The 26180-nt window shown below is 63.0% G+C and carries 30 protein-coding genes and 1 pseudogene; 11 read left to right on the top strand and 20 right to left on the bottom strand.

Translation table 11 applies throughout. The features are described from left to right. The first annotated feature begins 126 nt into the window (after positions 1-126). Complete coding sequence (locus EB815_RS12135) at positions 127-582, top strand: MarR family winged helix-turn-helix transcriptional regulator (protein WP_056578667.1); 456 nt, start codon at positions 127-129, stop codon at positions 580-582. 26 nt (positions 583-608) lie between these two features. On the opposite strand, the gene EB815_RS12130 is transcribed toward EB815_RS12135, so the two are convergent. Beyond that, positions 609-1787, bottom strand: coding sequence for an MFS transporter (locus EB815_RS12130; protein WP_056578670.1), 1179 nt, complete (start codon positions 1785-1787; stop codon positions 609-611). Between the two features lie 196 nt (positions 1788-1983). On the opposite strand from EB815_RS12130, the gene EB815_RS12125 reads away from it, so the two are divergent. After that, the gene (locus EB815_RS12125; RefSeq protein ID WP_056578673.1) at positions 1984-2340 is read left to right on the top strand and encodes an ArsR/SmtB family transcription factor; all 357 of its coding nucleotides are present in this window, start codon (positions 1984-1986) and stop codon (positions 2338-2340) included. Between the two features lie 324 nt (positions 2341-2664). On the opposite strand, the gene EB815_RS12120 is transcribed toward EB815_RS12125, so the two are convergent. Beyond that, positions 2665-3135 (bottom strand): nucleoside deaminase, encoded by a 471-nt coding sequence (locus tag EB815_RS12120; RefSeq protein ID WP_056578675.1) that lies wholly within the window; start codon positions 3133-3135, stop codon positions 2665-2667. 214 nt (positions 3136-3349) lie between these two features. On the opposite strand from EB815_RS12120, the gene EB815_RS12115 reads away from it, so the two are divergent. The 3 genes from EB815_RS12115 to carB all read left to right on the top strand — a co-directional run bounded on the left by EB815_RS12115 (position 3350) and on the right by carB (position 9069). Continuing rightward, entirely contained in the window at positions 3350-4105 is a 756-nt protein-coding gene (locus tag EB815_RS12115; protein WP_056578678.1) for a metallophosphoesterase family protein, read from the top strand. Between the two features lie 214 nt (positions 4106-4319). Next, the gene (locus EB815_RS12110; protein ID WP_056578681.1) at positions 4320-5363 is read left to right on the top strand and encodes an SH3 domain-containing protein; all 1044 of its coding nucleotides are present in this window, start codon (positions 4320-4322) and stop codon (positions 5361-5363) included. 214 nt (positions 5364-5577) lie between these two features. Beyond that, a complete protein-coding gene (gene carB / locus EB815_RS12105) occupies positions 5578-9069 on the top strand; it encodes a carbamoyl-phosphate synthase large subunit (RefSeq protein ID WP_056579004.1) in 3492 nt (1163 codons plus the stop codon). 146 nt (positions 9070-9215) lie between these two features. Here the strand turns inward: carB and EB815_RS12100 are convergent, their stop codons facing one another. The 11 genes from EB815_RS12100 to EB815_RS12050 form a co-directional block, all read right to left on the bottom strand. Next, on the bottom strand, positions 9216-9422 hold the full coding sequence (locus tag EB815_RS12100) for a hypothetical protein (RefSeq protein ID WP_155772541.1): 207 nt from the start codon (positions 9420-9422) through the stop codon (positions 9216-9218). Positions 9423-9434: 12 nt separating this feature from the next. Further along, positions 9435-10412 (bottom strand): MvdC/MvdD family ATP grasp protein, encoded by a 978-nt coding sequence (locus tag EB815_RS12095; RefSeq protein ID WP_155772540.1) that lies wholly within the window; start codon positions 10410-10412, stop codon positions 9435-9437. A 33-nt stretch (positions 10413-10445) separates the two neighbouring features. After that, positions 10446-11234: a type I restriction enzyme HsdR N-terminal domain-containing protein gene (locus tag EB815_RS12090; RefSeq protein ID WP_056578686.1), complete on the bottom strand. Its 789-nt coding sequence runs from the start codon at positions 11232-11234 to the stop codon at positions 10446-10448. A gap of 160 nt (positions 11235-11394) precedes the next feature. Then, positions 11395-11787: a RidA family protein gene (locus EB815_RS12085; RefSeq protein ID WP_056578689.1), complete on the bottom strand. Its 393-nt coding sequence runs from the start codon at positions 11785-11787 to the stop codon at positions 11395-11397. Between the two features lie 72 nt (positions 11788-11859). Then, positions 11860-12252 (bottom strand): RidA family protein, encoded by a 393-nt coding sequence (locus tag EB815_RS12080; protein ID WP_056578692.1) that lies wholly within the window; start codon positions 12250-12252, stop codon positions 11860-11862. Between the two features lie 238 nt (positions 12253-12490). Then, positions 12491-12955 carry a cupin domain-containing protein gene (locus EB815_RS12075; protein ID WP_056578695.1) on the bottom strand — a complete coding sequence of 155 codons (465 nt, stop codon included), beginning with the start codon at positions 12953-12955 and terminating at the stop codon, positions 12491-12493. Between the two features lie 113 nt (positions 12956-13068). Then, complete coding sequence (locus EB815_RS12070) at positions 13069-13491, bottom strand: pyridoxamine 5'-phosphate oxidase family protein (RefSeq protein ID WP_056578698.1); 423 nt, start codon at positions 13489-13491, stop codon at positions 13069-13071. Between the two features lie 149 nt (positions 13492-13640). Beyond that, positions 13641-14609: a YihY/virulence factor BrkB family protein gene (locus EB815_RS12065; protein ID WP_244494155.1), complete on the bottom strand. Its 969-nt coding sequence runs from the start codon at positions 14607-14609 to the stop codon at positions 13641-13643. 336 nt (positions 14610-14945) lie between these two features. Continuing rightward, positions 14946-15347, bottom strand: coding sequence for an endonuclease domain-containing protein (locus tag EB815_RS12060; RefSeq protein ID WP_244494156.1), 402 nt, complete (start codon positions 15345-15347; stop codon positions 14946-14948). 75 nt (positions 15348-15422) lie between these two features. Continuing rightward, the gene (locus EB815_RS12055; RefSeq protein ID WP_056578707.1) at positions 15423-16166 is read right to left on the bottom strand and encodes a DUF899 family protein; all 744 of its coding nucleotides are present in this window, start codon (positions 16164-16166) and stop codon (positions 15423-15425) included. A gap of 138 nt (positions 16167-16304) precedes the next feature. Continuing rightward, the gene (locus EB815_RS12050; protein ID WP_320412018.1) at positions 16305-16730 is read right to left on the bottom strand and encodes a lysozyme inhibitor LprI family protein; all 426 of its coding nucleotides are present in this window, start codon (positions 16728-16730) and stop codon (positions 16305-16307) included. Between the two features lie 160 nt (positions 16731-16890). Here EB815_RS12050 and EB815_RS33565 point away from each other — a divergent pair. After that, positions 16891-17210 (top strand): annotated as a pseudogene (locus EB815_RS33565) (hypothetical protein). A gap of 344 nt (positions 17211-17554) precedes the next feature. Here EB815_RS33565 and EB815_RS12045 read toward each other — a convergent pair. Continuing rightward, entirely contained in the window at positions 17555-18043 is a 489-nt protein-coding gene (locus EB815_RS12045) for a GNAT family N-acetyltransferase (protein ID WP_056578710.1), read from the bottom strand. A 5-nt stretch (positions 18044-18048) separates the two neighbouring features. Further along, a complete protein-coding gene (locus EB815_RS12040) occupies positions 18049-19026 on the bottom strand; it encodes a transglycosylase SLT domain-containing protein (protein ID WP_081295146.1) in 978 nt (325 codons plus the stop codon). A gap of 181 nt (positions 19027-19207) precedes the next feature. On the opposite strand from EB815_RS12040, the gene EB815_RS12035 reads away from it, so the two are divergent. Then, entirely contained in the window at positions 19208-19777 is a 570-nt protein-coding gene (locus EB815_RS12035; RefSeq protein ID WP_056578716.1) for a methylated-DNA--[protein]-cysteine S-methyltransferase, read from the top strand. Positions 19778-19888: 111 nt separating this feature from the next. On the opposite strand, the gene EB815_RS12030 is transcribed toward EB815_RS12035, so the two are convergent. Further along, the gene (locus EB815_RS12030; RefSeq protein ID WP_056578719.1) at positions 19889-20215 is read right to left on the bottom strand and encodes a hypothetical protein; all 327 of its coding nucleotides are present in this window, start codon (positions 20213-20215) and stop codon (positions 19889-19891) included. Between the two features lie 274 nt (positions 20216-20489). Here EB815_RS12030 and EB815_RS12025 point away from each other — a divergent pair, with 274 nt between their 5' ends. From EB815_RS12025 to EB815_RS33560, 3 genes are all read left to right on the top strand, one after another. Then, entirely contained in the window at positions 20490-20702 is a 213-nt protein-coding gene (locus tag EB815_RS12025; RefSeq protein WP_010910991.1) for a cold-shock protein, read from the top strand. A gap of 273 nt (positions 20703-20975) precedes the next feature. Then, positions 20976-21176, top strand: a complete 201-nt coding sequence (locus EB815_RS12020; RefSeq protein ID WP_056578722.1) for a hypothetical protein — start codon at positions 20976-20978, stop codon at positions 21174-21176. Between the two features lie 41 nt (positions 21177-21217). Next, positions 21218-21427 carry a hypothetical protein gene (locus EB815_RS33560; RefSeq protein ID WP_056578725.1) on the top strand — a complete coding sequence of 70 codons (210 nt, stop codon included), beginning with the start codon at positions 21218-21220 and terminating at the stop codon, positions 21425-21427. A 114-nt stretch (positions 21428-21541) separates the two neighbouring features. Here EB815_RS33560 and EB815_RS12015 read toward each other — a convergent pair whose 3' ends face one another. The 3 genes from EB815_RS12015 to EB815_RS12005 form a co-directional block, all read right to left on the bottom strand. After that, positions 21542-22150, bottom strand: coding sequence for a glutathione S-transferase family protein (locus EB815_RS12015; RefSeq protein WP_056578728.1), 609 nt, complete (start codon positions 22148-22150; stop codon positions 21542-21544). A 296-nt stretch (positions 22151-22446) separates the two neighbouring features. Continuing rightward, positions 22447-23295, bottom strand: coding sequence for an EAL domain-containing protein (locus EB815_RS12010; protein ID WP_056578731.1), 849 nt, complete (start codon positions 23293-23295; stop codon positions 22447-22449). After that, entirely contained in the window at positions 23292-24188 is an 897-nt protein-coding gene (locus EB815_RS12005) for an EAL domain-containing protein (RefSeq protein WP_056578734.1), read from the bottom strand. Before EB815_RS12005 ends, EB815_RS12010 begins: the two co-directional genes overlap by 4 nt. 216 nt (positions 24189-24404) lie before the next feature. Between EB815_RS12005 and EB815_RS12000 the strand changes: the two genes are divergently transcribed. After that, positions 24405-25607, top strand: a complete 1203-nt coding sequence (locus EB815_RS12000; protein WP_056578737.1) for a pyridoxal phosphate-dependent aminotransferase — start codon at positions 24405-24407, stop codon at positions 25605-25607. A gap of 68 nt (positions 25608-25675) precedes the next feature. On the opposite strand, the gene EB815_RS11995 is transcribed toward EB815_RS12000, so the two are convergent. After that, positions 25676-26071, bottom strand: a complete 396-nt coding sequence (locus EB815_RS11995) for a (R)-mandelonitrile lyase (protein ID WP_056578740.1) — start codon at positions 26069-26071, stop codon at positions 25676-25678. Between the last annotated feature and the right edge of the window lie 109 nt (positions 26072-26180).

Raw genomic sequence — 26180 nt, 5'->3', positions numbered from 1 at the left:
TTGATTTAGTGGCATATGCCACTATCATCGAAATAGGCATATGCCACTATCTTGTCAATGAGCGGATCCGGGATTATTTGTCAGGCAGCAGCCGGGCATCATGTCCGCGCCGCCGAGGGAATCGCCATGTCGAAAGAGGCCCTGCCCGGACTGTCGCTCTGCAACAACGCCATGCTGCGTCGCGCGACGCGCAAGATTGGTCAGTACTACGACGATGTGCTGGCGCCCTCGGGCCTGAAAGCCACGCAGCAGGGCCTGCTCTACCAGATCCACATCTCCAACGAACCGGCGATGGGCGCCATTGCGTCTGCCCTGATCATGGACCTGTCGGCGCTCGGCCACACGCTGAAGCCGCTGATCCGCGACGGCTATGTCGAGACCTTCGCCGATCCGGCCGACCGCCGCATCAAGCGGGTGCGGCTGACGCCTCGAGGGTTGGTCAAGCTCGATGAGGCGATGAAGCTGTGGCAGGTGGCCCAGCAGCGTTTCGAAGACATGGTCGGCAAGGAGAAGGCGGCGAAGCTGCGCGCGGCGCTGGATGATATTTCCGCGCTGGATTTTGATCTTCCGCCGGCCAGCTGAGCTGGCCGGCGGATTCAAGACAGGTCCTACTCAGCTGGCATCGCGACCGGCCGTGCCGCCCAGCGGCCGGCCAGCACGATGCCCAGCCCGATCAGCGGGAAGGCGGCGGCGACCAGGCCGAGGTCGGCCGGCGCGCCGTAGCGCAGCACGCCACCGCCAACCACCGCCCCCAGCGCCACGCCGAGATAGAGCGCCGAACCATTGAGCGACAGCACGATCGGGGCCGCATCGGGCGCCAGCTTGATGATGCGGCTGGCCTGCGCCGGCGGGAAAGCCCAGCCGACGATGCCCCACGGCACCATCATCGCCATCAGCGCCGGGCCGGCAATATGCTGCGGCAGGAAGGTCGGCACGACCGACAGCATCACCAGCATGGCCGCGCTCAGCGTCAACGACCAGCCGACGGTGCGCGTGGCGCCGAAGCGGTCGGCCGCCTGGCCGCCGGCGATGTTGCCGATGACCGCGCCGACGCCGAAGGCGAGCAGCATGCCGGGCAGCGCGATCTGGCTGAGCCCGGCGCCTTCGATGGCAAGCGGCGCGACATAGGCAAAGACGGTGAAGGCGCCGGTCAGTGCCAGCAATGTCGTCACAAGGATTGGCATCACGCCGGGCCGCATCGCTGCCGCCAGACGGCGCCTGAGCGGCAGCCTGGTACCGACGATGCCGCGCGGCAGCCGGTACCACAGGATCGCGCCGGCGAGCGCGCCAAGCCCGGCAATGGCATAGAAAGTGCCACGCCAGCCAGCGACCGCCGCGACCAGCGCGCCAAGCGGCGCCCCGACGGCAACGGCCACGGTGGTGCCGCCGACGACGACGGCGATGGCACGCGCCCGGTGATGGTCATCGACCAGCGCCACCGCCGTGCCCTGCGCTGTCGCGGCGAACAGGCCGGACGACAACGCCATGATGATGCGCGCCGCCAACAGCACTTCGAAGGATGAGCTCAAGGCGGCGGCAACGTTGCCGATGACGAAGAACACCAGCGTCCACAGGATGACGCGGCGTCGGTCCCATTCGCCGGTCAGCGTCGCCAGGATCGGCGTGCCGACCGCGTAGGCGAGCGCGAAAGCGGTGATCAGCGAGCCGGCGAGCGGGATGGAAATGCCGGCATCCCTGGCGATGTCGGGAAGAAGGCTGGAGATGACGAAGCCTTCGGTCGAGATCGTGAACGATCCGAGCGCGAGCCAGAAGAGCCGCTTATCCATGGCAGGGTGTCCTTAGTTCAAAAGTTATTGAACAATTGGACATAACAGGCCATGATGTCAATGAAGCCAGGGGAAAATAGCTGAACCATCCTGACAGCCCTGTGTCAGCACGGATCCCGGAACGGAGAAACAGTGTGCACGGCCACGGCGGGACGGACGCGTTGAAATCGGCCCGAACTGTGCTTAGGTTCCAGCCATGACGTTACCTCATCCCAATACGGACCAGATCAGCCTGCCCATCGTGCTCGGCGTGCTCGGCGACCCGACGCGGCTTGCCATCGTGCGCTATCTCGCCAGCAAGGAAGGCGTGCCGCTGAACTGCAGCCAGTTCCTTGATCTCGGCTCCAAGACCAATCTCAGCTACCACCTCGCCAAGCTGCGCGAGGCCGGCGTTACCCGCGCCGAAGTGGTCGGTACCAACCGCATGATCACGCTGCGCCGCGCCGACCTCGACGCCCGCTTCCCCGGCCTGCTCGACAGTGTCATCGCCGCCGCCGGCGACGATCCCGCACTGCCCGCGGTCGGCGGCCACGACATCGAAGTGCTGGCTTAGGCTCACGCCTTCGAGCCAGGAGTAAGCGATGCGTAGCTTTCAAATGGAAAAATACGTCTGGGCGTCGGTCCTATATTACACTGTGGCCGTGGCGGCATCTGCGCTTCTTGTAGCCGCTTGTATGAGCGGCCTTGGCATCCTGTGGACCCTGATTGCAATATTTGGATACGTTGCGCTGATTGTATCTCTTGAGATGTGGCAACGCAGAAGGCACCCACGAAGCGTCCATCAGATAGAATTGGCCAAATGGCGATTGGACAGCTAGTCGCCAACGCAACCCGCGACGCAGTCGGATACTTTTGGAGAACTCACCGCTTCTCGCCCCTAGCGCTGCCAGAAACCGATATGCGGGGCGAGAAGGTCCTCGTCCATCTCGGGAAAGGGGCCGTGGACCTCGACCGGCTTCTGCCCGGAGGCGAGAACCGTGCGCGACGAGAGATTCATCGTCGGATTCTCGGCGTGGTCGCCGGTCAGCGCCAGAAGCTGGGTCTCCTCGAAGCCGTAGACCAGCCGGCCGATATTCGCCCAGTAGAGCGTTCCGGTGCACATCGCACAGGGCTCGCCGGTCGAGACCAGCGTGCAGGACCACAGGAATTCCGGCGGATAGGCGTCTGCGGCACGCCGGCTAAGCTCGGTTTCGGCGTGGCGCACGGTGTTGATGTTGCCTTGCCGCATGAGGATGCGATCGTCGGGGCCGACGAGCACACAGCCGAAAGGATGGTGCCCATGCGCGGCAGCCTCGCGCGCCACGTCATTGGCGGCGCGGAGGTGGGCGAACATCTGGTCGCGGGTCATCGCCTGGTGCCTTTCGAGGCTGTCTAAGCGGATATTCCCATATGGACTTCGGGATGGCGTGGACGCTAGCAGATGGAGGGCTTCCGCGATAGCCACGGGCGCGCGGTGCTTCCCAACTGGCCCGAACAATCTCAAGGGTTGATAACGAAGGCGGGGGCTTGATAACGAAGATGGGCCGGAGCCGCCAATGGGGCTGCACCAAGGAGCCCGCCGCATGCGCATTGCCGTCCTCGCCGATATCCATGGCAACGTCCTGGCGCTGGACGCCGTGCTCGAGGATCTGCGCCGGCGTGGCGGTGCTGATCTCACCGTCAATCTCGGCGACAGCGTTTCCGGCCCGCTCTGGCCGCGCGAGACGTTTGCCCGGCTTGAGGCGCTGAACCTGCCGACGGTGCGCGGCAACCACGACCGCCGCGTCGCCGCCGATCCCGCGGACGAAACCATGTGGGCGTCCGACGTCCACGCAAAGGAGCGGCTGACCGAGGCGCAGCGCCAGGTCCTCTTCGGCCAGCCGCTGACGCTGGAGATCGCACCGGGCATTGTCGCCTTCCACGCCCGGCCCGACCATGACGAGAAATATCTGCTCGACGCGATCGTCGATGGCCAACTGGTGCGCGCGCCGCTGGCGGCGATCCGGCGGCGGCTGAAGACACTCGACCCCGCCTGCCGCATCGCGCTCTGCGGCCACAGCCACCGCCCGGAGCTGATCCGCGTCCCCGGCGGTCCCGTCATCTTCAATCCGGGCAGCATCGGCTGCCCCGCCTATGATGATTCCACCCCGCCGGCCCATGTTTCCGAACAGGGCTCGCCGCATGCGCGCTACGGCATCGTCACCTTGGGCGGCGAAGGCCGGCCCGACCGTTTCGAAGCCATCGCCGTCGACTACGACCACGGGGCGGCGGCGCGACAGGCCGAACAGGCGGGGCGCCCGGAATGGGCTCACGCGCTCAGGACCGGCTTCATGCCGTAGGCATCCCCGCACGGCCAAATCCGCGATCCCGACCCATGAATCCGCACCGCCGCCGGGGCTTTGGAGGCAACGGCAGGGAGCCTCCCGCCCGACCATCACCATGGCTTGCTTGAATTTTCGGACTTACATGGCGGCGCTTCGTCCCTTATAAAACCGGCCGGGCACGCGGCGGAACCGCCACGGCATGGTGATTTGAGTATCGGCGCACGGCCAAATGAAGAGGCGCACAGTTACGCTCCGAAAAAGTTTGCATGCGCTGATTGCGGCTCCGTTGCTGATGGCGGCGTGGCCGGCTGTCGTGCCTGCCCAGGCCGAAGAGGCGCCGTTCATCTCCATCGTCACCGGCCTCGCCCCAGACGATTTGCTCAATATCCGCGCCAAGCCATCGGCGATCGGCAAGACCGAAACCCGTCTGGCTGCCGGTGCAAGCGTCAGGAACCTTGGCTGCAACGACATTGACGGGCACCCATGGTGCAAGGTTGTATCAGACAATCCCAAAGCCACCGGCTGGGCGCCCGCGCGCTACCTCGTTCCCGTCAATCCGGCAACCGTGCCCGACCCCGACCAGGCGGCGGATGCGCCAACCGCCGCGAGCGCCGCAGCCGATCCGGCCATGCCCGCCGACGGGGACCCAGCGGCGGTGGCACCTCCCGCCGCCCAGGCATCGAGCAGCGCCACGCCGCCGCCCGACCTGACGGCAAGGCTGGGCGGTGCGGCCCAACCTGTTGCTCCCGAAGCTCCGGTGAAATCCGCCGCCACCATCGCCATGCAGGATGCCTACGGCCTGGCCCTGGTGGCGAGCGAAACGCCGTCGACCGGGGAAATCCCGGTGCCAGACGGCGAAGCCGGCATGGCCGCGGACAGCGGCTCGGCGGGAGGATCCCTTCCCGTTCCCACGCCGCGGCCGGAATCCGCCGATGCCGCGCCCGCCGTCGACACGCAGACCGTGGCCGAACTGCCGCCACAGCCCGCCGCCCTTGCCACCGGCGGCACTCTCGAGATTCCCTGCGCCCGCTATGTCGGCCAGCCGATGACGCCCTGCGCGGCAACCGTCGTGCACAAGGGCGCTGACAAGGCCGACGTCACCGTGACCTGGCCCGACGGCGGCACCCGCGTCATCTCCTTCTATGCCGGCCTGCCGGCCGGCTCGAACGCCAAGAACGAATTCCGCTTCACCCGCGAGGGCAGCCTCAGCATGATCCGCATCGGCGTCTCCGAACGCTTCGAGATCACCGACACGGTGGCGTTCGGGCACTAGGTGCCAGGGGAGTAAGGCAGCAGGGCAGCAGGGCAATATGTTAAAAGGCGCTCAAGCCTCCCCTACTGCCCTGGTCCCTCATTTTCGGGGTTACATCTGCCAAAACTCTTCCCTATAAGGCCCACCTAGCCTGATACCAGAATCGCGAGCACAACCGGCCGGGTCTTCCCGTCCCGGTTTTTTGTGCAAGCCGCCCGCCGAACGGACCTATGACATGCCAAGACGCACCGACATCAAGTCGATCCTGATCATCGGGGCCGGCCCCATCGTCATCGGCCAGGCCTGCGAGTTCGATTATTCCGGCACCCAGGCCTGCAAGGCGCTGAAGGAAGAGGGCTTCCGCGTCATCCTGGTCAATTCCAACCCGGCCACCATCATGACCGACCCGGAACTGGCCGACGCCACCTATATCGAGCCGATCACGCCCGAGGTGGTCGCCAAGATCATCGCCAAGGAGCGGCCCGACGCGCTGCTGCCGACCATGGGCGGCCAGACCGCGCTCAACACCGCTCTGTCGCTGCGCCGCATGGGCGTGCTCGAGCGCTACAATGTCGAGATGATCGGCGCCGACGCCACGGCCATCGACAAGGCCGAGGACCGCGCGCTCTTCCGCGAGGCGATGAGCAAGATCGGCCTGGAAACGCCGAAGTCGATGCTGGCCAACGCCACCGACGTCAAGAACGCCGACCGCAAGACGCATGAGGCCGAGCGCGCCGCGCTCAAGGCCGAGAAGCCCGACAATCTCGACGCCGCGCTCGACGCGCTGGAAACCCGCTGGAACCTCGGCGAAGGCGACCGCAAGCAGCGCTACATCAGCCACGCCATGGCGATCGCCGCCCAGGCGCTCGACCATGTCGGCCTGCCCGCCATCATCCGCCCCTCCTTCACCATGGGCGGCACCGGCGGCGGCATCGCCTACAACAGGGCCGAATTCTACGAGATCGTCCAGTCAGGCCTCGACGCCTCGCCGACCACCGAAGTGCTGATCGAGGAAAGCGTGCTCGGCTGGAAGGAGTATGAGATGGAGGTCGTCCGCGACAAAGCGGACAATTGCATCATCGTCTGCTCGATCGAGAACATCGACCCGATGGGCGTGCATACGGGTGACTCGATCACCGTCGCCCCTGCCCTGACGCTCACCGACAAAGAATACCAGATGATGCGCAACGCCTCGATCGCGGTGCTGCGCGAGATCGGCGTCGAGACCGGCGGTTCCAACGTGCAGTTCGCCGTCAACCCGGCCGACGGCCGCCTCGTCGTCATCGAGATGAACCCGCGCGTCTCGCGCAGCTCCGCCCTGGCCTCGAAGGCGACCGGCTTCCCCATCGCCAAGATCGCCGCAAAGCTCGCCGTCGGCTACACGCTGGACGAGCTGGAGAACGACATCACCGGCGGCGCCACGCCCGCCTCCTTCGAGCCGTCGATCGATTACGTCGTCACCAAGATCCCGCGCTTCGCCTTCGAGAAATTCCCCGGCGCCGAGCCGGTGCTGACCACCGCCATGAAGTCGGTCGGCGAAGTGATGGCCATCGGCCGCACCTTCCAGGAATCGCTGCAGAAGGCGCTGCGCGGCCTCGAAACCGGCCTCACCGGTCTTGACGAGATCGAGATCCCCGGTCTCGGTTCCGCCAACCATGCCGACGACCGCAACGCCATCCGCGCCGCCCTTGGCACGCCGACACCCGACCGGCTGCGCATGGTGGCGCAGGCGATCCGCATGGGGACCTCGCTGGAAGACGTGCACGCCATGTGCAAGATCGACCCGTGGTTCCTCGAACAGATATCAGGCATCCTGGCCATGGAAGCCCGCATCCGCGAGCACGGCATCCCGCAGGATGCGGTCAACCTGCGCATGCTGAAGGCCATGGGCTTCTCCGATGCCCGCCTCGCCTCGCTGACGAAGACCGACGCGGAAGTGATTCAGAAGATTCGCGAAAAGCTCGACGTTCATCCAGTTTATAAACGCATCGACACCTGCGCGGCCGAGTTCGCCTCGCCCACCGCCTACATGTACTCGACCTATGAAGTGCCCTTCGCCGGCGCGCTCGCCAACGAGGCGCAGGTCTCGTCGCGCAAGAAGGTCGTCATCCTCGGCGGCGGGCCGAACCGCATCGGCCAGGGCATCGAATTCGACTATTGCTGCTGCCACGCCGCCTTCGCGCTACGCGATGCCGGCTATGAAGCGATCATGATCAACTGCAACCCGGAGACGGTCTCGACCGACTACGACACGTCGGACCGGCTCTATTTCGATCCGCTGACGGCGGAGGACGTGCTGGAGATCCTGCGCGCCGAGCAGGCGTCGGGCGAACTGGTCGGCGTCATCGTGCAGTTCGGCGGCCAGACGCCGCTGAAGCTCGCCGACGCCCTGGAGAAGGCCGGCATCCCGATCCTCGGCACCTCGCCTGACATGATCGATCTGGCGGAAGACCGCGACCGCTTCCAGAAGCTGTTGCACAAGCTCAACCTCAGCCAGCCGAAGAACGGCATCGCCTATTCGGTCGAGCAGGCCCGCCTCGTCGCCGGCGAGCTCGGCTTTCCGCTGGTGGTGCGCCCGTCCTATGTGCTCGGCGGCCGCGCCATGCAGATCATCCATGACGAGGGCATGCTGCAATCCTACCTGCTCGACACCGTGCCCGGCCTGGTGCCGGAGGACATCAAGCAGAAATACCCCAACGACAAGACCGGCCAGATCAACACGCTCCTGGGCAAGAACCCGCTTTTGTTCGACACCTATCTCAGTGGCGCCATCGAGGTCGATGTCGACTGCCTCTGCGACGGCAAGGCGACCTTCGTGTCGGGCATCCTGGAGCACATCGAGGAGGCCGGCATCCATTCGGGCGACTCGGCCTGCTCGCTGCCCGTGCACTCGCTGCCCTCGGACCTGGTCGACGAGCTGGAACGCCAGACGGCGGCGCTGGCCCGCGCGCTCAATGTCGGCGGCCTGATGAACGTGCAGTACGCGATCAAGGACGGCACGGTATACGTGCTGGAGGTCAACCCGCGCGCCTCGCGCACCGTGCCCTTCGTCGCCAAGACGATCGGCCGCCCCATTGCGAAAATCGCTGCCCGCATCATGGCCGGCGAGACGCTGGAAGATGCCTTCGCCCATTATGGCGCGATGCCCGACCCGCGCAATCCCGGCCACATCGCGGTCAAGGAAGCCGTCTTCCCCTTCGCCCGCTTCCCCGGCGTCGACATATTGCTCGGGCCGGAAATGCGCTCGACCGGCGAGGTCATGGGCCTCGACCGCGACTTCGCGCTGGCCTTCGCCAAGAGCCAGCTCGGCGCCGGCGTCGACCTTCCCCGCTCCGGCACGCTGTTCGTCTCGGTGCGCGACGAGGACAAGAAGGGCATCTTGCCGGCGGTGAAGCGCCTGGCCGGCCTCGGCTTCAAGGTGCTGGCCACCTCAGGCACACAGCGCTTCCTTGCCGAAAACGGCGTCGACGCCCAGAAGATCAACAAGGTGCTCGAAGGCCGCCCCCACATCGAGGACGCCATCCGCAACCGCCAGGTCCAAATCGTCTTCAACACGACGGACGGCCAGAAGGCGGTATCGGACTCGAAATCGCTGCGGCGCGCCACACTGATGCAGAAGGTGCCGTATTACACCACGCTGTCGGGTGCGGCTGCGGTGGCGGAGGCGATTGCGGCGCTGAAGGCGGGGAGCCTGGAGGTCAGGCCGCTGCAGGAGTATTTTGCTTAGGCGACTAGCTGATCTCCCCCCTTGTGGGGGAGATGGCCGGTAGGCCAGAGGGGGGCGCTGTCCCGCCGGCGCTGCGATTCTTCTGACAAATCATTCAGCACAACACATCAATTACCACCCGCTCCAAAGAGAAGGCGGCAGAAGCGTTACGCAGCCAAACCTTCATTTGGCCTGTCTTCGTCTTCACGGTTATCTCTTTCCGCAGCGTAAGTAGATTCGCGCGAGCGGGTAGAATTTCCCGACGCAAAAATTCGATACGAATCGCCAGAAGCCGGCTTCCAAGACCAGTCTTCAGCAGAAATGGTTTCGTTGGATTGCATCGTCTCCAAAAAACGCTCACCAAATACTTTCATTAGCCTTCCCTTTCAATTTCTAACAATCGACCGTTGAGCTAGCGATTCCGCAACTCTAGCAGAAATAGGAAGCCCCACCAAGTCTTCAATCCAAAGCCACTGCCCCGAAGAATTTACCTCCAGATACCACCAACGGTCGTCGTCATCCACGATAAAGTCAAATGCTCCGTAATATAGGCCAAGCTTACTCATAATTGAATTTATTCGCCTTATAACTTCTGGCGGTGAAGCGATGGCGGAATGCGGAGTATTAGGCACATCATACCGGCGCCAATCTATGCTTGCTCGACTCGAAAGCTGCGATTCGATCTTACAGCTAAAATGACTCCCATCCACATAGGTATGACGAACCTCATAGCTCTTTCTTATATATTTCTGAAGTGTAATTGGATTTTCGTCATGCCCACCAAATTCACTCAAATCATCTTTATCAATCTTATTAACATACACACCCTTAAATTCGCCATTTGGCATCATATATATGTCTTGAGACATAAATTTCACAGCAACACTCTCGCTACGCTCGGCAAATTTCAGTAGATCTATTTTTGAATTGGACGATAGGATAGGAGGCAGGAGGAATCCTTGACTTTTGGCCACCTGAAATTGAAAGTATTTATTGTCCGCTAGCGACGCCGCCGCAATCGGATTCATCCAGAATATATCTCGTAGATGGGCGTACAGGCCATAAAGGCAACGGTTCCACTCCGCGCGCCATATCTTGGACGTGACATCTTCCTTCAAGTTCTGCTGTTCCAACGTTAGGCTCACCGTAAGGCGGCGCGCCCACACACAGCTGATATCCGCTGAGCTGGTTTCGATCCCATTTTGGCTGAAAACCCAAATGTCTCCGTCAAATGAAATAGATGTTTGTCGAAGAGACTCAACGTCAAGATTGAGCCTCGAGAATTCAGACCCAGACTGCCTGAGGTAAATTTCGACTGCGTCAACATGAGAGTCGAAAGCGTCCGCCAAAATCAGAATCATCAATCACCTTAGAATTCTTTGACGCATGCTCAGCAATCAAGAGACAGGATCGATATCTGGAATCTTGGGAATTTTCTTTTTCGCTCTCTCCAGCTTGTTCAGTGCCTTTCGCATCCTGGCGACTGCCTCCTTCGCCTTGTCGCCTTCGATCGTGTCCCGCTTGACCACTTCGTTCTCAATCAACTGAGATAGGTTCTCGTTGCCGACCTTGATGTCAGGAAACAGCTTCCGGATTTCGCGACGCACCACCGAAATTACAGCTTCGGACCGGATGATCGCCGAAACCGTAAACTTGTTGAACAGCTGGGCCTGCTGGTGGAAGGCATCCATCGCATCGGTCGTCAGCCCTTCCTTGGCGAACAGGAAAAGGCACTGCAGATGATCCGCGTTTTTGGGATTCATATCAGCAAGTACAATGCGGCAAACCTCTTCGTGGCTGATCTGGTTTGCCACATAGATACGGACCAGCCGCCACTCGACTGCGTTGGTCAGGATCACCCAATGAATGCCCTGATGAGCTCCATAGTCGATAACTTGTCTCAGGTGATTGTCGGCCAAGCTGCTGCCAGCTGATTTCACTTCGACAAGCAATCGCAGTTTTCCTGCGATCTTGATCGCGAGGTCACAATATGTCGCTTTGATCTGATGTTCCGACGTGAGTTCATCATATTTATCGTAGCCAAAAACGTCGGCCAGGATATCCTTGACCAAGGTAACCGTGTCGGCCTCCGCGACATCGGATTTTTGCTGGGCCACCGTGATCCGCTGATACTTCTTGAGATTCGACGCAACGCGCTCGATGAATTTCTTCGGTAGTTTGTTCAATGACTCGCCCTCCCTATCCCCAATAGGAATTGAGGACGAGTTTACTTGAAATACAAGTAAAAACTTACGCTAGGCATTGCCGGCCCTTCGCAGGCTCAGGGCATTCGAAGCTCGAAAAGCCGATTGGCTTTTCGTCCGCTGCGCGGACCGCTTCCCACCCTCAAGCCACCGCCACGCACTCAATCTCGATATCGAACTCCATCGGCCAGGACGCCACCGGCACGAAGCTGCGCGCCGGCGGGTTGGTGGAAAAATACTTCGCATAGACCCTGTTGATGGCGTTGTAGAACCCTGAATTGACCGCGTAGATGCGCACCATCACGACATTCTCCATCGAGGTGCCGGCCGCTTCCAGGCAATGTTTCAGCGCCTTGAGCGATGCCTCGGTCTGCGTTTCGATGTCGCCGCGCACCATCTCGCCGGTCACCATGTCCACCGGCGGCGTGGCCGAGATGAACACGAAGCCATTGGCTTTCACCGCGGTCGAACAGGGCAGGCCGAGCGCCCGCACCTTGGCCGACATGACCGGCACTTCGATGACTTCCTTCTTCATGGCAATCTCCCCGTTTGCGGGGAGCTTATAGCGCTACCGGCCGAACGCCAGCGCCGAGGCATGGGCCAGGCCTCAAGCCACCGCCACGCACTCGATCTCGATGTCGAACTCCATGGGCCATGACGCCACCGGCACGAAGGTCCGCGACGGCGGGTTTTCGGGAAAATACTTGGCATAGACGCGGTTGATGGCGTTGTAGAAACCGGAGTTGACGGCATAGACGCGCACCATCAACACATTGTCGAGCGAGGTACCGGCGGCTTCCAGGCAATGCTTCAGCGCCTTGAGCGAGGCCTCGGTCTGCACCTCGATGTCGCCCTTGACCAGCCTGCCGGTCGAGATATCGAGCGGCGGCGTGCCGGACACGAAGACCAGCCCCGCGCCCCTGGTCACCAGCGACAGCGGCACGCCGAGCGCCCGCACGGCCGCCGACAGCACCGGCACTTCCACAACTTCCTTCTTCATGGCAATCCTCCCCTTGGTTTGCGGGGCAGCTTATCCCGATGCCGGCCGAACGCCAGCGCAGTTCCTCCCTTCTCCCCTTGCGGGAGAAGGTGGATCGGCGCGATAGCGCCGAGACGGATGAGGGGTGTTCCAGCGGAGTGAGGCGTTGGTGTTCCCTGGAACACCCCTCATCCGACCTCGCTTCGCGAGGCCACCTTCTCCCACAAGGGGAGAAGGAAAAGCCAACGCCGTCCAGCGCTCACCCCTGCCCCGGATAAGGCGTGCCGTCCTTGTGCAGGAAGCGCCCGTCCGAACTCGGGCTCATCATGTCGATGTCGGAGCACGTGATGACATCGTCCGGGTCGCGCGAGCCGACTTCGAGGTAGCGGGCTGTAACCGACGACCGGTTGATCATGTGGTGGCCGTTGCCGCTGTTCTTGGCGAAGGCAGCACTATCGCCCGCCTTGAGCAGCGTCTCGCCGCCATCCTCGACCAGCGTCAACTCGCCTTCCAGCACATAGACAAGCTCATCCTCATGGCTGTGCCAGTGGCGCTGGCTCGACCAGCCGCCGGGCGGGAGCGTCATCAGGTTGACGCCGAAATCGGCGAGGCCGCCGGCGTCCCCCAGGCGCCGGCGCGTGCGGGTGGCGCAAGGGGCATCGAAGGGCGCGGGATAGCCGGAGCCCTTGCGGATGGGGACGGATGAGAGGTCGATCTTGGGCATGGGTGCGTCCATGGGTTGGTGGGGGAGTGTATACGACCGCTCACCACCAAACCATCGAAGTCAGCGCCGCCCCTCATCTGCTTCTCCTGTGCGGAAGAAGGGTAACGGCGGCCTCACGACAGCAGCGTCACCTCGCCCTCATCCTCGCCGTCCCAGTAATGGGCGCGCGTGGCCTCTATCTTGATCATCGCCAGTCCCGGCGTGTCGGTGCCTTGCTCGAACCATTCGTCGATGTCCTCGTTCCAGTGTTCCTCGAACGCCGCCTTGTCGCGGATGATCTCGGCCTTGCCCGCGACGGCGACCCAGAAGCCATCATCGCCCTTGAAGGCCAGCGAGACATTGGCATCGCGCTCGATCTCGGCCACCACCTCCGATTTCTCCCAGGTGAAGTAGTAGGAAGAGCCGTCATACTCGACGTCCTGGTTGTTGCTCATCGGCCGGCCGGCAATGGCGCCGCCTTGGGAATGGGTGGACAGCATGGCGACATCGATGTCGCGCATCTTCTCGGCGATTTCGGCAAGGCTGCGGTTGGGCATGGTGTGCTCCTGTCAAAGGGGTTGGCTAGGGCAACGTGCGATCTCCCCTTTGGTTCTCAGGAATATCTGGAGCGCCGAGCATTCATCCGCCATCGGCACAGGATGCGGCATGCAGAGGCCGCGCACCATCACGCATGGCCTTCTTGACGCTATGGGCGACGAGGCCCCAGCAGAAAGGCTGTCACCATCGCACTCACGCATGCCACCGCCAACAACGCAACGGCGCCCGACGGGCTGGCCTCCCGGCGAATTGAAACAGTTTGTCCTGAAGTGGACGCATTTTGAACCAAGCCGTCCAGGTCCGACCTGCTGCCATGTCGAACGGAATACGCGCGGGTCAACTCCGCGCCGAGCAGAAAGATCTCCGATGAATAGTAGACCCAGAGCAGTATGACGAGCAGCCCTCCGGCCGCGCCGTATGACGATGCGATCGCACTTGTGCCGATATACCAGCCTATAAGCGACTTCCCCAATGTGAACAGTGCGGCGGTCACGACAGCACCGATCCCGACATCCCGCCATTCCAAGGCACGATCCGGCAAGACTTTGTAGATGGCGGCAAACATCACGGAGATCAGGGCAAAGGAAATCAAGGTGTTGATCGCGCTCAGAACAAATTCGCCAAATGGCAATTGAGCGCTGATCATGTCGCCCAGGGCCGAGATCGCGGCGCTCGCCACCAGGGACACCAGCAACATGAAACCGAGTGCGGCGACCAGGCCGAGACTTGCCGCACGCGCACGCAGGAGACGCGACAGCGAACTTCCTTTCGTCTCAACCTTCCATATCGCATTCAGGGCCTGCTGCATCTCGCCAAAGACCGCGGAGGCGGTAACGAACAAGGTGACCACGCCAACGATGGCCGCCAGCGTCCCCGATGATCTGCTGGATGCTCCTTCGAGCGCTGTCTGAAGGAGCGCCGCGCTTTCTGAACCCATCAGCCCCGATATCTGGGCAGACAAAGCCAACTGCGCTGCGTCATGACCAAATGCGATGCCAGCTATCGCAACGACAATTATCAGGACCGGGGCCAGCGACGTGGCGGCATAAAAGGCCATCGCCGCGCCGTGACTAAGGGCGTTGTCGTTGACAAAGCCGACCACGCTTTCTCGCAGCAAGTCCCATGCGTTTCCAGTTGTGAGTCGCACTTCGAATCCATGAAGAGGGTCGCAAACCGTCCACTATCAATGCGGCGCACCCTCCGATGTTCCGGCCGACCTGAGCGGGAGCTTCACCAGCGATGTGAAGCGCACGATCAATGGTACCGAAACCGTGCGCAAGGCGAGCAGGTAAGGCCCCCTTCTCCCCTTGTGGGAGAAGGTGGCCGAGCGAAGCTCGGTCGGATGAGGGGTGTTCCAGCTTGGCGATGCGCCTGTTCAAAACCCCTTCAATGTCGGAGACGAAGCAGAACTACTGCCGCCTCGTTTTCTTCTCAGCGAGAGAAGGCACCTCCATCAGCGCCATGGCTGCAAACTTGTGTCCCGAACATAGGCGATGATGGTGTCACAGACAGAATCCAGTTCTCGCAACACATCATCATTCCAGAAGCGTAACACGCGGAACCCTCGCAACTTCAGCTCGGCGCTCCGCTCACGATCGTGGACAGAGTCTGCATGCTGGCTACCGTCTATCTCAACGATCAGCATTGCCTCCGCGCACAGAAAGTCAGCAATGAAACGTCCAATCGGCACTTGGCGGCGGAACTTGATCCGATCCAGTTTTCGACCGCGCAACTCATGCCTAAGCTTGTCCTCGGTCTCGGTCGGCTCGTGCCGCAAGGTTCGGGCAAAACGTCTCTTTTCTGGCAGGACAGGATGGTGTGGCATTGCGAAACAATAAGTGAGGTTGGCGTTCACTGGAACACCCCTCATCCGACCTCGCTTCGCGAGGCCACCTTCTCCCACAAGGGGAGAAGGGAGGCCGCACCACCCTCAGTGGCAGCACCTCTCGCCATATTGCAGCTGCTCGTGCCAATCCGGCCTTCCCTGCGGCGTGAAATCCATCAGGTTCCACAGGATCTCGCAGGTGCCGATGGCGCGCGGGTCCTGGCCGGGCTCCGTCGGCGCGAAGCCGAGCTCCGACGACCAGAAATGGCGGATGCCGTCACCGTCCCGATGGAACACCGACAGCAGCGGGATCTGCGCGCCGTCGGCATCCTCGGCATTGTAGTCGCGCTTGAAACTGTTGGCGGCCGACGACACCAGCCGCATGTTGCGCCAGCCGCGGTCCCGGCCGAGCGTGACGAGGTTTTCCAGCGCGGTCTTGGCCACCACGGCGAAGTTGAAGCCGGCCGCTTCGAGATGGCCGACCGCGCCGTCGAACTGGTCTAGCAGCGCCGTGCAGGACGGGCATGGCTGGTCCGGCCGTGCGAGCCTGGCCGTGCCGCCGCTTGCCGCCACATCGCGCGTTTCCCGCGGGTGGCGCGGAAACATCATGTTGTACAGGATGAGCGAATCCCTGCCGGGCGCGAACAGCTCCGACAGTTTCACCTTCGCCGGCCTGCCGCCGGCATCGAGCGCGTCGAAGACATAATCCTGGCGGACAAGCCCGCCCGGCGGCAGCGCACGCCGCGCCTCGGCCACGGCTTCCATGGCACGGCGCAGTTCGATTTCCTTCTTCAGGAGTTTTTCGCGTGCGGTGCGGTACCTGGCGGATTCGTTGGGAAAGGTGATCATGATCGGCTCCTTGGGTCCGCGCGCCGGCGTCCCGGCGCGGTTGCTCTGCGACCCAAGGACGTCTGGCCGCGATCGGTTCCGACATTCTTGCGCGGCTTGCGGCGACGATAGCCAAACCCTGGAAAGAGCGGATGACGGCTACTGTGCCGCCGGCACCGGGCAGTCTAGGTCGCCTTCCTCGCAATGGAGATAGCTCTGGAGCTCCTTCAGCCGGTTCTCGGTGAGCCCCGCCTGGCAGTTGGCGACGACCATGGGATAGACGCTGCCGGCGGTTTCGCGCGGCCCGCCCTGGAAGGCACATTCGGAATCGCGGAAGGCGACCCAGGCGCGTTGCGCGTCGACCAGCAATTTCTTCGAAGGCGCATTGTCCTTCAGCCGACCCATGATCTGCTTGTAGGCCTCGTTGAGTTTCTTGTCGGCCGCATCGAAATCCTTGCCGGCGCATTGGTCCATCGTCGCCTGGTCCTGCGCATTGGCGCAGTCGTCGGCGGCCCGCGCGGCGCCGGCAACGAGCGGGGCCGCAAGGACCAGGGTGGCAAGGCTGGAGAGCAGAAGCCGCATCATGTTTCCTCCGGTTTCAGTCGAGACCGGAGCTTAACCGTCAAGCCACTTCGGGCAAGATGCGACGTGCCACCTTGGTGGATAGTTTCTTTCGCGTGTTGGAACCCCTCCGCCTTTCCCGCATTGCCTCCATCGGCTACGGCTTGCGGGACCAGGGAGAAGAATGCACGACGCCGACGAGATCGACCTGCGCTGTCCGCAAGTGGTGGCCGACAATGCCGCCAGGGGGCTCAGGCTGCGCGAGCGGTTCGGCCGTGGCGGCACCGAGATCGGTGTCGCGCGGGCGACCGAGCTGAAGAATCGCGAGAAGCTCGCCTCGTCAGCTATTTCGCGCGCCACGAGGTCGACAAGCGCGGGAAAAACTTCGGCAATGAGGACAACCCCTCAGCCGGCCACATCGCCTGGCTGCTGTGGGGCGGCGATGAGGGCCGCGCCTGGGCGCTCGAGCCCAAGAAGAAGATCGGCAATGCGCCGGATATCTAGAGAGAAGACCGCGCAGGACGGCAGGCCCCGGAACCCCCGCCCCGGGACCTGCCGCAGGCACATGCCGATGCGGCCTCCTCCTGTGCCTAGCTGATCGACGGTCCCGGATCAGCTGAAGGCGTCATCACGCTTCGTTAGCATAAGCCGGCGGCCGCCTCTGTGAAGCAGTTCACAGAGCGCTGGGTTTTCCGGGAAAATCGGCCGGCAGGAAGCGATTGGCGGCGGCAATTCCAGGAAAGCGTGAACGGTTTTTCCCGGGAAAAGCGCGCGCTTTCCCCATGGAATTGCCTCAAAACAAAAGAGTCACGAAGAGGTTCGCCGTTTCCGTGAAACGGTGAACTGTTCTAGCCTTCCCAGGCGACCGGCGTCATCCCCAGCCGCTCGTAGAGCCGTACCGCGGCGGGATTCTCGACCGTATTGGTCTTCAGGTCGACACGGTCAGCGCCCCGGTCGCGAAAACTGGCAAAGACATGCCACATCAGCGCTTCGCCGATGCCCTTGCCGCGCGCCTCGGGATGAACGGCGAGGTCCTTGACGAAGGCCGACGTCCAGCACAGTGCCGCCGCCGCCAGCCGGCCCTTGGCATCGATGACGAGGAAACACAATTCCGGATCGAATTCGGGGTCGCCGGAGATGCGCGGCCACCATTCGTCGAATGGGCCGTCGGTGCCGTCGTCGAACACCTCGCTCAGCAGCGCATGAAGAGGCGGCGCGTCGCCGGGCTCGAAGCTGCGCATCACAAAACCGTCCGGCCAGTGCGGTGCAACGAGGGTCTCGTCGAGGATCTTGCGCAACCGGATGTCGTTGAGGGCCGGCGGGCGCGGCTCGGGCATCGCGCTCAGGCGTCTGGCTGCAGGCGGCGCCGCTTGCGGTCGACACCGAGGCCGGTCGCCTCGAGCAGGCCCTTGCGCTTGGCGTCGAAATAATAGCCAGTCTGGTAGAGCCAGTCGGCCTTCTTGGCGTTGCCATCCGCCACCAGCCAGGCGCCACGCAGATATTTGACCGCGTATTTGAGATTGGTCTCGGCGTCGAACAGGCCCTTGGCCGGCCCGTCATAGCCCATGCCGCGCGCCGTCGCGTGCTTGATCTGCATCAGCCCCCAATGGCCGTTGTTGTAGGCCTTGGGGTTGTAGGTGCTTTCGCGGTTGACGACATGGCGCACCAGATCCACCGGCACTTGGTAGAGCGCGGCGTATTTGACGATCAGCCGGTCGACATCGCCGCGCATGCCTGTGTGCTCTTCCGGGGCGGCGGGGCTGAGCGGCGCCGACGGGAACTGCACGAGGGAAGCCGGGTTCTGCGGCACGACATAGGCCACCTGCTGCACGCCGGGCATGGCTTTCTGGCCGCCAGCGACCGCCGGCACGACGAGGCCGGCTGTCGTATAGGTTTCGGCGGACTTGATCACGGGCTGCGCGGCCTTCACCGGCTGGCCTGCCTTGGAGGGCGGCGGCGCCTGCCAGGCACTGGGGCTGGCGATCATGATGGCGGGCACGGCCGGAGCCGTCGGCGTCGCGCCGGCAAAGGCCGCGGTCGCGGCGGTCGGCTGGCTGGCTGGCGCGACTGCGGCCTCACCTTCCGAAATGACGGCGCCAGGGGCGAGTTCGGCGGTCTGGATGGGGGCGATGCCCGAGGATTGCGGCAGCACCGAAACCGTGTCCGGCAGCGGTATGGTGAAGCCGGCATCGGCACCGGCGACAGTCGCGGTCTCGGTCAGGGACGGCGCGGCCTTCATCTGCGAGGTCGAGGTGCAGCCGCTCATGCTGGCCGCCGCCATGATCACGCCGATCGCGATAAGGGTATGTTTTGCTGGCAAGCCGCGCTCTGGTCCGGTTTGTCGGGTCGTTAAGATTTCCCTTACACCAGCGATTCCTGGGGGGCAATCGGGGCCATATGGTGGTTTTCGGGTGGCCGGACACGGGCACGGATGCCATATTGTTCCTGATATGTACTGCATGGAATCCCGGATTTCGCCGCTTTGCGGAAAGGAGCGCATCATGGAAACGACATCTTCGATCACAGCCGGCCACGCAGTGTTAGAAACAGTGATCGGTTTCATGGGCATTGCCTGGAGCGAAAAGGGCCTGATCCGGCTCTGCCTGCCCGAACGCAGCCGCGAAGCAGTGGAGCGGCGGCTGATGCGCCATGCCGGTGTTTCCGCCTCCTCCGCCCTGCCATCATGGGTGGTCGACCTGATCGTCTCGATCAAGGCTTACGCCGCCGGCGAGGACGTCGATTTCTCCGGCGTCCCGGTCGATCTCGACGGCGTCGACGAGTTCCGCCTCGCCATCTACGACGCGGCACGCAAACTCAGCTATGGCGAGACCACCACCTATGGCGAACTGGCCAAGCGCGCCGGCCATGCCGGCCTGCCGCGCGAAACGGGTGCCGCCCTTGGCGCCAATCCGGTGCCGCTGGTCATTCCTTGCCACCGCATCCTTGCGGCCGGCGGCAAGATCGGCGGCTTCTCCGCGCCCGGCGGCTCGGTCACCAAGGAGAAGATGCTGGCCATGGAAGGCGTGCGCGTCGGCCCGCCGCCCCCGGCGCAGGTGTCCTTCGGGTTCTAGGGCTTGGTCTTGAGGCGCGTCGAGATTCAGGTCAGGCCGAGCCGGGGATCGTTCGCAGGCGGCATCACCTGTGAGCGGCTTTCCGTCCGGCAATGCGTCAAAAACAAAGCTCTAGTGACGGCGCGGGAAACGGCGGCGGAAATGGTCATTGTCCGGACGCTTGCAGTTGTAGACCGGGCAGGACTTGGTGTCGGCGCTCGGCACATAGGCCCGCGTCCTCACCTCGCCCATGGTGCAGAACTGCTGGCTCTGCACATAGCGGTCGTAAAGCGGCAGCCCCGGCACGCGTGTCGACTGGTAGCGCAGGATGACCGCGCCCTGGCGCGCGATCGTCGACTGCACCTTGCCGCAGCTCATATGCGTCGGGTCGTAGCGCGAGATCGCCCGCGCCTCGGCGGCCACCAGCGTCAGGCAGGCGGCAAGCAGAATGGTTTTCATGGTCCTCTCCCCTGATCCGCGACCCAAGGACAGCGCGATCTGTGGCAACGGTTTCACCAGATTGGGGCGGCCGTTGGGCAGTCCCGCGATCACGGCTTTCTCACACAGTCTTGTTTTTGGTGCGAAAGCAGCCTATATCAGCCCCATTGATATTTCGGCCGATCGATCCGGGCCTCGCGATCTTCGCGTTTGCTGACGTCTATCTCCAAAATCTCGATGCACACCGGCTGGACTTCGGTCTGGTCAAACCAAAGCAAATGCAAGGACTATTTTTATGGCAACTGGAACGGTCAAGTGGTTCAACGCCACCAAGGGCTTCGGCTTCATCCAGCCTGACGCGGGCGGCGCGGACGTTTTCGTTCACATCTCCGCTGTCGAGCGCGCTGGACTGTCGACCCTGGTCGAAGGCCAGAAGATCAACTTCGAGATCGAGCAGGACCGCCGCACTGGCAAGTCGTCCGCTGGATCTCTGAGCAAGGCAGCCTGATTTTGCGAATGGCGCGCGCCGGGCGATAGCTCGGGGCGCGCGGCAAGTCACGGATGTACTGACGGTCGCGCGAGAAGCGCGCCCGGAGCGGAAAGACCCGATACGCTGGAACAGCAGATAGCTGCCAGCCCGGACCGGACGCTCCCGATCAGGCTACCAAGCATGGGAAGGCGGGATTTATCCCGCCTTTTTGTTTGTCTGGGGTTAGGTGCCGCAACCGGCGCGATGGTCCCACCGATGGTATTTTTAGCCCAATAGTGGTACCATTCGGCCATGACCAAACTCGAGCAAATCGAAAAATCCGTCGCCGAATTGAGCCCCGAGGAACTGAAGGCGTTTGCCGCCTGGTTCGAGGCGCTTCGATCAGACATGTGGGATCGGCAGATGGAGGCTGACGCGAGGGCGGGTCGGCTGGACAAGCTTGCCGAACAGGCACTGGCTGATCATCGCGCTGGCCGGACCCGGCCTCTGTGAATCACGTCGCCTCTCCATCATTCTGAGAGGCTTACGAAAAACTGCGATCGTCGATCAGAGCAAAAGCGGACAGGCGTTTTGCCAGACTGCGTGCTGATCCTTTTCATCCATCACTGCATTTCAAACAGGTGGGACGTTATTGGTCGGCGCGGGTCGACGATAGTTACCGAGCCGTTGCCATCCGTGACAATGATGATGTGATCTGGTTCTGGATCGGCAGCCATGCGGGCTATGACCATTTGTTGAAATAGCCCCCGCTTTGCTTTTCGGCCGAAGGCCGCAAGCCCGACCGGGCGTCGCGCCTGTTGGCGCGCCCCGTCCGGAGCGAGCCGCGGAGCGGCTACGAGCGTGAGGACAAGGGTATCCTATCCAACCCACTCGATTGGCACATGCCCCGGATCCGCCTCGACGCGGCCAAGCCAGGCCATGACAGCCGGATAGGCGTCGAGCTGGAAGCCGCCCTGCTCGGCCGTATGCGTGTAGGCATAGAGCGCGATGTCGGCGACGCTGAAGGCGTTGCCGGCGAAGAAGGCGTTGTTCTCCAGATACTTGTTCATCACGCCCAGTGCCTTGTTGCCGCGCTCCAGCGTCACGGCCAGCCGCTCGGGCGTGGCATCCCTGGCGCGCTCGGGAAAGGTCAGCAGCGCCTTGCGCACGGCGATGTAGGGCTCGTGGCTGTATTGCTCGAAGAACAGCCATTGATAGGCGAGCCCGCGCTCGTATCTGTCCAATGGCAGGAAGCGCGTGCCTTCGGCGAGATAGAGAAGGATGGCGTTGGATTCGGCCAGCCGGCGACCATCGTCGAGTTCGAGCAGCGGCACCATGGCGTTGGGGTTCTTGGCGACGAAGTCGGCTTTTCGCGTGTCGCCGGTATGCGAACTCACCTCGATCGTGGTGAAGGCGAGGCCAAGCTTGGCCATCAGCAGGCGCGGCTTGTAGCAATTGCCGCTGTCGATCATGCTGTAGAGTATCATGGACGATCCCCGGAGCTGCCTTGGCCAGACGATTATCGCAGCCGCCGTGCCTTGAACCAATGATTTGTTTTGGCGCGACCATCAGCGGCAGTGATGAAAGCGTCCTTCTCCCCGTTTACGGGGAGAAGATGGCGGCAGCCAGATGAGGGGCGGCGCCGGCGTCTCTCAGCATGGCTCAGCTCCGAAATGGACAATTCCGATTCGTCGCGCCGCCCCTCATCGCCCTGCCGGGCACTTCTCCCCGTAAACGGGGAGAAGGACGCTCTTGCAATGGCTTTCGCCAATTGCCGACGTGCCTATCCAAAAAGCGGCACGACATTGTTCTCCTTGCCCAGCAGCGCATCGATGGCGATCGGCTTTTCGTCGAAGATGGTGCCGGCTAGCGCCGGCCGGGCCAGAAGGAAGCCCTGCAGCAGGTCGACGCCGCCATCGAGCGCGACGCGCAGATGGACGGGCTGCTCGATGCCTTCGACCAGCACCCTGGCGCCGCGATCGTGCAGGCTGGACACCAGCGGCCTGAAGAAACGTTCGGCGGCGGTGTGGCGACAGAACTCTCCAAACCAGCCGCCATCGATCTTCACGATATCGGGCTGGAGCAGGCTCACCCGCTCCTCGGTCGAGTGGCCGGTGCCGAAATCGTCGATGGCGATGCGGATGCCGTCGCGCCGCATTTCGCGCACCAGCCGTGCCAGAAGCGCGTCGTCCGCCGCCTGTTCGGTGATTTCGCAGACCAGCATGCCGGGGGCAAGGCCGAGCTCGCCGAGATGCCGGCTCATCAGCCGGATCTCGGCCAGCGCCCGCCCGGGATGGTCGTTGACCATGGGATTGTAATTGAAGAACAGGTCGAGCCCGTCGACGCCGATGTTCTGGAAATTCCTGAGATGCAGAACCCGGCACATGGTTTCGACAAACAGCCGGTCCGACACCGCAATGCTCTCGAAGAACGCCCGCGGCGACCCTGCCCGGCCGTCACGGTGCGGCTCGATCAGCCCTTCGACCGCCACCGCGTGCAGCGTGCCGCCGAGCGGCGCGAAAATCGGCTGGTAGGCGCTGCGCAGGCGGAAATCGCCATGGACGCCGTATTCGATGCCGACCTCGTCGACGAAGATCGCATCGCCGACATTGCGCCGCCGCTCGAGCCTCATGGCGTTACCCGGCGCCCGAAGGTTTTCGTCGATCGCGCCGTACGTGGGGCGACGGTGCGGGCAGTGGGCGCATCACTCGCGGCGGCAACCGGGTCTGGATTGCTTTTTGCGAAAACACGGAAACTCGTCGGCGCCAGTTCGGGCCGCGCCAGCACGAAGCCCTGCACCATCGAGGCGCCGGACTTCTCGGCGAGTTCCAGTTGCCACCCCTCCTCGATACCCTCGAACACCGTGCGGATGCCTTGCTCCTCGAAGCTCTTCACCATGGAGGTCAGCAGGGCGAAACCGGCGCCGGATTCCATCAGCTGCGTGATCCAGAGGGCATCGAACTTGACGATGTCGGGCCTCAACTCCTTGATGCGGTTGATGTCGGAATCGTCGGCGCCATAGTCGTCGACGGCGATGCGAAAACCGTTGCCCCGCAGCGCCGCGACGAAACCGTGCAGCGTCTCCTGCGATGCCGATCTCTGCTCGGTCACCTCGCACACGACGCGGCCCGGATCGATGCCGGCCTCGTGCAGCACCAGCCGCATTTCACGCAAGGCATTGTCGGCGACCGCCCGCTCGGTGAACACCGACGGGTCGAAATTGACGAAGATCGATGCCTCCCGCGGCAGGCAGGCGCCGGCATTAAGAAGATGCAGCGTCCTGGTCAGCGCCTCGATATGCAAACGGTCGGCGGCCGGACAGGTCGAAAAGAAGGTCATCGGCGATTGCGCCTCGCCATCACGGAACGGGCGGATCAGTCCTTCGAAGGCGGCAACCGACAGCTTGCCCTCCTTGAAGGCGAAGATCGGCTGGAAGGCACTTTGCAGCGTGTAGAGACCCCAGACACCTGACGTGGTGCCGTCATCATGACGGATGATGTGGGCAAGCCCGATGCTGCGCGACACGGTTCCTCGCTCCGCGGATTGGCGGAATGGATTGCGATCCTGCCATGCAAGCCTCTACCGCCCGTTAATGAATTTAGTGTTGCCGATCACGCCTCATTGACCTCGCCGTCGCACCTGGCCCAGCCGAGAAGGCTTGCACTGGCGGGAATGATGCGACATGAGAAGCGCCGCGGCCGCTCCTGGCCGCGCCGATCTTCTCAGGAGAGATAAAAGGTCATGGCCTTTCTTGCCGACACCCTTTCCCGCGTAAAGCCTTCCGCCACCATCGCGGTGACGCAGAAAGCGCGCGAGCTGAAAAATGCCGGCCGTGACATTATCGGCCTTGGCGCCGGCGAACCGGATTTCGACACGCCCGACAACATCAAGAACGCGGCGATCGAGGCAATCCGGCGTGGCGAGACCAAGTACCCGCCCGTGTCGGGTATCGTGCCGCTGCGCGAGGCGATCGCGAAGAAGTTCAAGCGCGAGAACAATCTCGATTACAAGCCCGAGCAGACCATTGTCGGCACCGGCGGCAAGCAGATCCTGTTCAACGCTTTCATGGCGACGCTGAACCCTGGCGACGAGGTCATCATCCCCCGCCCCTACTGGGTCAGCTACCCTGAAATGGTGGCGATCTGCGGCGGTACGTCGGTGTTCGCTGACACTTCGATCGACAACGGTTTCAAATTGACGGCCGAGGTGCTGGAGAAGGCGATCACGCCGAAGACCAAATGGCTGCTGATGAACTCGCCGTCCAACCCCTCGGGCGCCGCCTACACCGAGGCCGAACTGCGCGCGCTGGCCGACGTGTTGCTCAGGCATCCGCATGTCTGGACGCTGACCGACGACATGTACGAGCACCTGACCTATGGCGACTTCGTCTTCAAGACCATCGCCGAGGTCGAACCGAAGCTCTACGAGCGTACGCTGACCATGAACGGCGTGTCGAAAGCCTATGCCATGACCGGCTGGCGCATCGGCTATGCGGCTGGTCCCGTTCAGTTGATTAAGGCGATGGACATGATCCAGGGCCAGCAGACGTCGGGCGCCTGCACCATCGCGCAATGGGCTTCGGTCGAGGCGCTCAACGGCCCGCAGGACTTCATCGCCAGGAACAAGGCGATCTTCCAGGGCCGGCGCGATCTGGTCGTGTCGATGCTCAACCAGGCGCGCGGCATCACGTGCCCATCGCCGGAAGGCGCCTTCTATGTCTATCCGTCCTGCGCCCAGCTGATCGGCAAGAAGACCAAGGCCGGCAAGGTGATCGACACCGACGAAGCCTTCTGCTCGGAATTGCTCGAGGCCGAGGGTGTGGCGGTGGTGTTCGGCTCGGCCTTCGGCCTCGGACCCAACTTCCGCATCTCCTACGCTACCTCCGACGCGCTGCTGGAGGAAGCCTGCACGCGCATCCAGCGTTTTACGGCATCGCTGACCTGATCAACCCCACCTGAAGACAACGGAAACCCGGCGATGACGCCGGGTTTCCGCAAGCTCGGCCTCGGCGCTCAGCTGCCGTACTGCTCGCCCGAAACCGCCTCCAGCCAGTCCACCGCGACGCCGTCGAGCGCTTCCTGCATGGCGATATGCGTCATCGCCGATTTCGGCGCCGCACCATGCCAGTGCTTCTCACCAGGGGCGAACCAGATGGTGTCGCCGGCCCTGATCTCCAGAATCGGACCACCCCATGTCTGGGCAAGGCCGGCGCCAGAGGTGACGTGGAGCGTCTGGCCGAACGGATGCGTGTGCCAGTGGGTGCGCGCGCCCGGCTCGAAGCTCACCAGTGTCGCCCTCAGCCGCGCCGGGGCCTCCGTCTCGATGATCGGCGTCTGCAGAACCCGGCCGGTGAAGTATCTGTCCGGCGCTATGATGGTCGGCACGCTGCCGCAAGCAATGATCTTCATCGTATGATCCTGAAACTGGTGGTGAAACGACCCGCTTATCGGGGCAAAACGCATTCTCGGCCGATATCATCCAGGGCGCAACCGGCCGTTCGGCCCGCCATCGCGAAGA

This window comes from Mesorhizobium loti, from assembly GCF_013170705.1.
GTDB classification, from domain to species: domain Bacteria; phylum Pseudomonadota; class Alphaproteobacteria; order Rhizobiales; family Rhizobiaceae; genus Mesorhizobium; species Mesorhizobium loti_D.
The sequence above is the reverse complement of the archived record's forward strand: the minus strand, read 5'-3'. Positions and strand labels throughout refer to the sequence as shown.

Coding starts and splice junctions, on each gene's coding strand:
- EB815_RS12135 (WP_056578667.1), top strand. CDS start 127: ATGTCGAAAGAGGCCCTGCCCGGACTGTCGCTCTGCAACAACGCCATG.
- EB815_RS12130 (WP_056578670.1), bottom strand. CDS start 1,787: ATGGATAAGCGGCTCTTCTGGCTCGCGCTCGGATCGTTCACGATCTCG.
- EB815_RS12125 (WP_056578673.1), top strand. CDS start 1,984: ATGACGTTACCTCATCCCAATACGGACCAGATCAGCCTGCCCATCGTG.
- EB815_RS12120 (WP_056578675.1), bottom strand. CDS start 3,135: ATGACCCGCGACCAGATGTTCGCCCACCTCCGCGCCGCCAATGACGTG.
- EB815_RS12115 (WP_056578678.1), top strand. CDS start 3,350: ATGCGCATTGCCGTCCTCGCCGATATCCATGGCAACGTCCTGGCGCTG.
- EB815_RS12110 (WP_056578681.1), top strand. CDS start 4,320: ATGAAGAGGCGCACAGTTACGCTCCGAAAAAGTTTGCATGCGCTGATT.
- carB (WP_056579004.1), top strand. CDS start 5,578: ATGCCAAGACGCACCGACATCAAGTCGATCCTGATCATCGGGGCCGGC.
- EB815_RS12100 (WP_155772541.1), bottom strand. CDS start 9,422: ATGAAAGTATTTGGTGAGCGTTTTTTGGAGACGATGCAATCCAACGAA.
- EB815_RS12085 (WP_056578689.1), bottom strand. CDS start 11,787: ATGAAGAAGGAAGTCATCGAAGTGCCGGTCATGTCGGCCAAGGTGCGG.
- EB815_RS12080 (WP_056578692.1), bottom strand. CDS start 12,252: ATGAAGAAGGAAGTTGTGGAAGTGCCGGTGCTGTCGGCGGCCGTGCGG.
- EB815_RS12075 (WP_056578695.1), bottom strand. CDS start 12,955: ATGCCCAAGATCGACCTCTCATCCGTCCCCATCCGCAAGGGCTCCGGC.
- EB815_RS12070 (WP_056578698.1), bottom strand. CDS start 13,491: ATGCCCAACCGCAGCCTTGCCGAAATCGCCGAGAAGATGCGCGACATC.
- EB815_RS12055 (WP_056578707.1), bottom strand. CDS start 16,166: ATGATCACCTTTCCCAACGAATCCGCCAGGTACCGCACCGCACGCGAA.
- EB815_RS12050 (WP_320412018.1), bottom strand. CDS start 16,730: ATGATGCGGCTTCTGCTCTCCAGCCTTGCCACCCTGGTCCTTGCGGCC.
- EB815_RS12045 (WP_056578710.1), bottom strand. CDS start 18,043: ATGCCCGAGCCGCGCCCGCCGGCCCTCAACGACATCCGGTTGCGCAAG.
- EB815_RS12035 (WP_056578716.1), top strand. CDS start 19,208: ATGGAAACGACATCTTCGATCACAGCCGGCCACGCAGTGTTAGAAACA.
- EB815_RS12030 (WP_056578719.1), bottom strand. CDS start 20,215: ATGAAAACCATTCTGCTTGCCGCCTGCCTGACGCTGGTGGCCGCCGAG.
- EB815_RS12025 (WP_010910991.1), top strand. CDS start 20,490: ATGGCAACTGGAACGGTCAAGTGGTTCAACGCCACCAAGGGCTTCGGC.
- EB815_RS12020 (WP_056578722.1), top strand. CDS start 20,976: ATGACCAAACTCGAGCAAATCGAAAAATCCGTCGCCGAATTGAGCCCC.
- EB815_RS12015 (WP_056578728.1), bottom strand. CDS start 22,150: ATGATACTCTACAGCATGATCGACAGCGGCAATTGCTACAAGCCGCGC.
- EB815_RS12010 (WP_056578731.1), bottom strand. CDS start 23,295: ATGAGGCTCGAGCGGCGGCGCAATGTCGGCGATGCGATCTTCGTCGAC.
- EB815_RS12000 (WP_056578737.1), top strand. CDS start 24,405: ATGGCCTTTCTTGCCGACACCCTTTCCCGCGTAAAGCCTTCCGCCACC.
- EB815_RS11995 (WP_056578740.1), bottom strand. CDS start 26,071: ATGAAGATCATTGCTTGCGGCAGCGTGCCGACCATCATAGCGCCGGAC.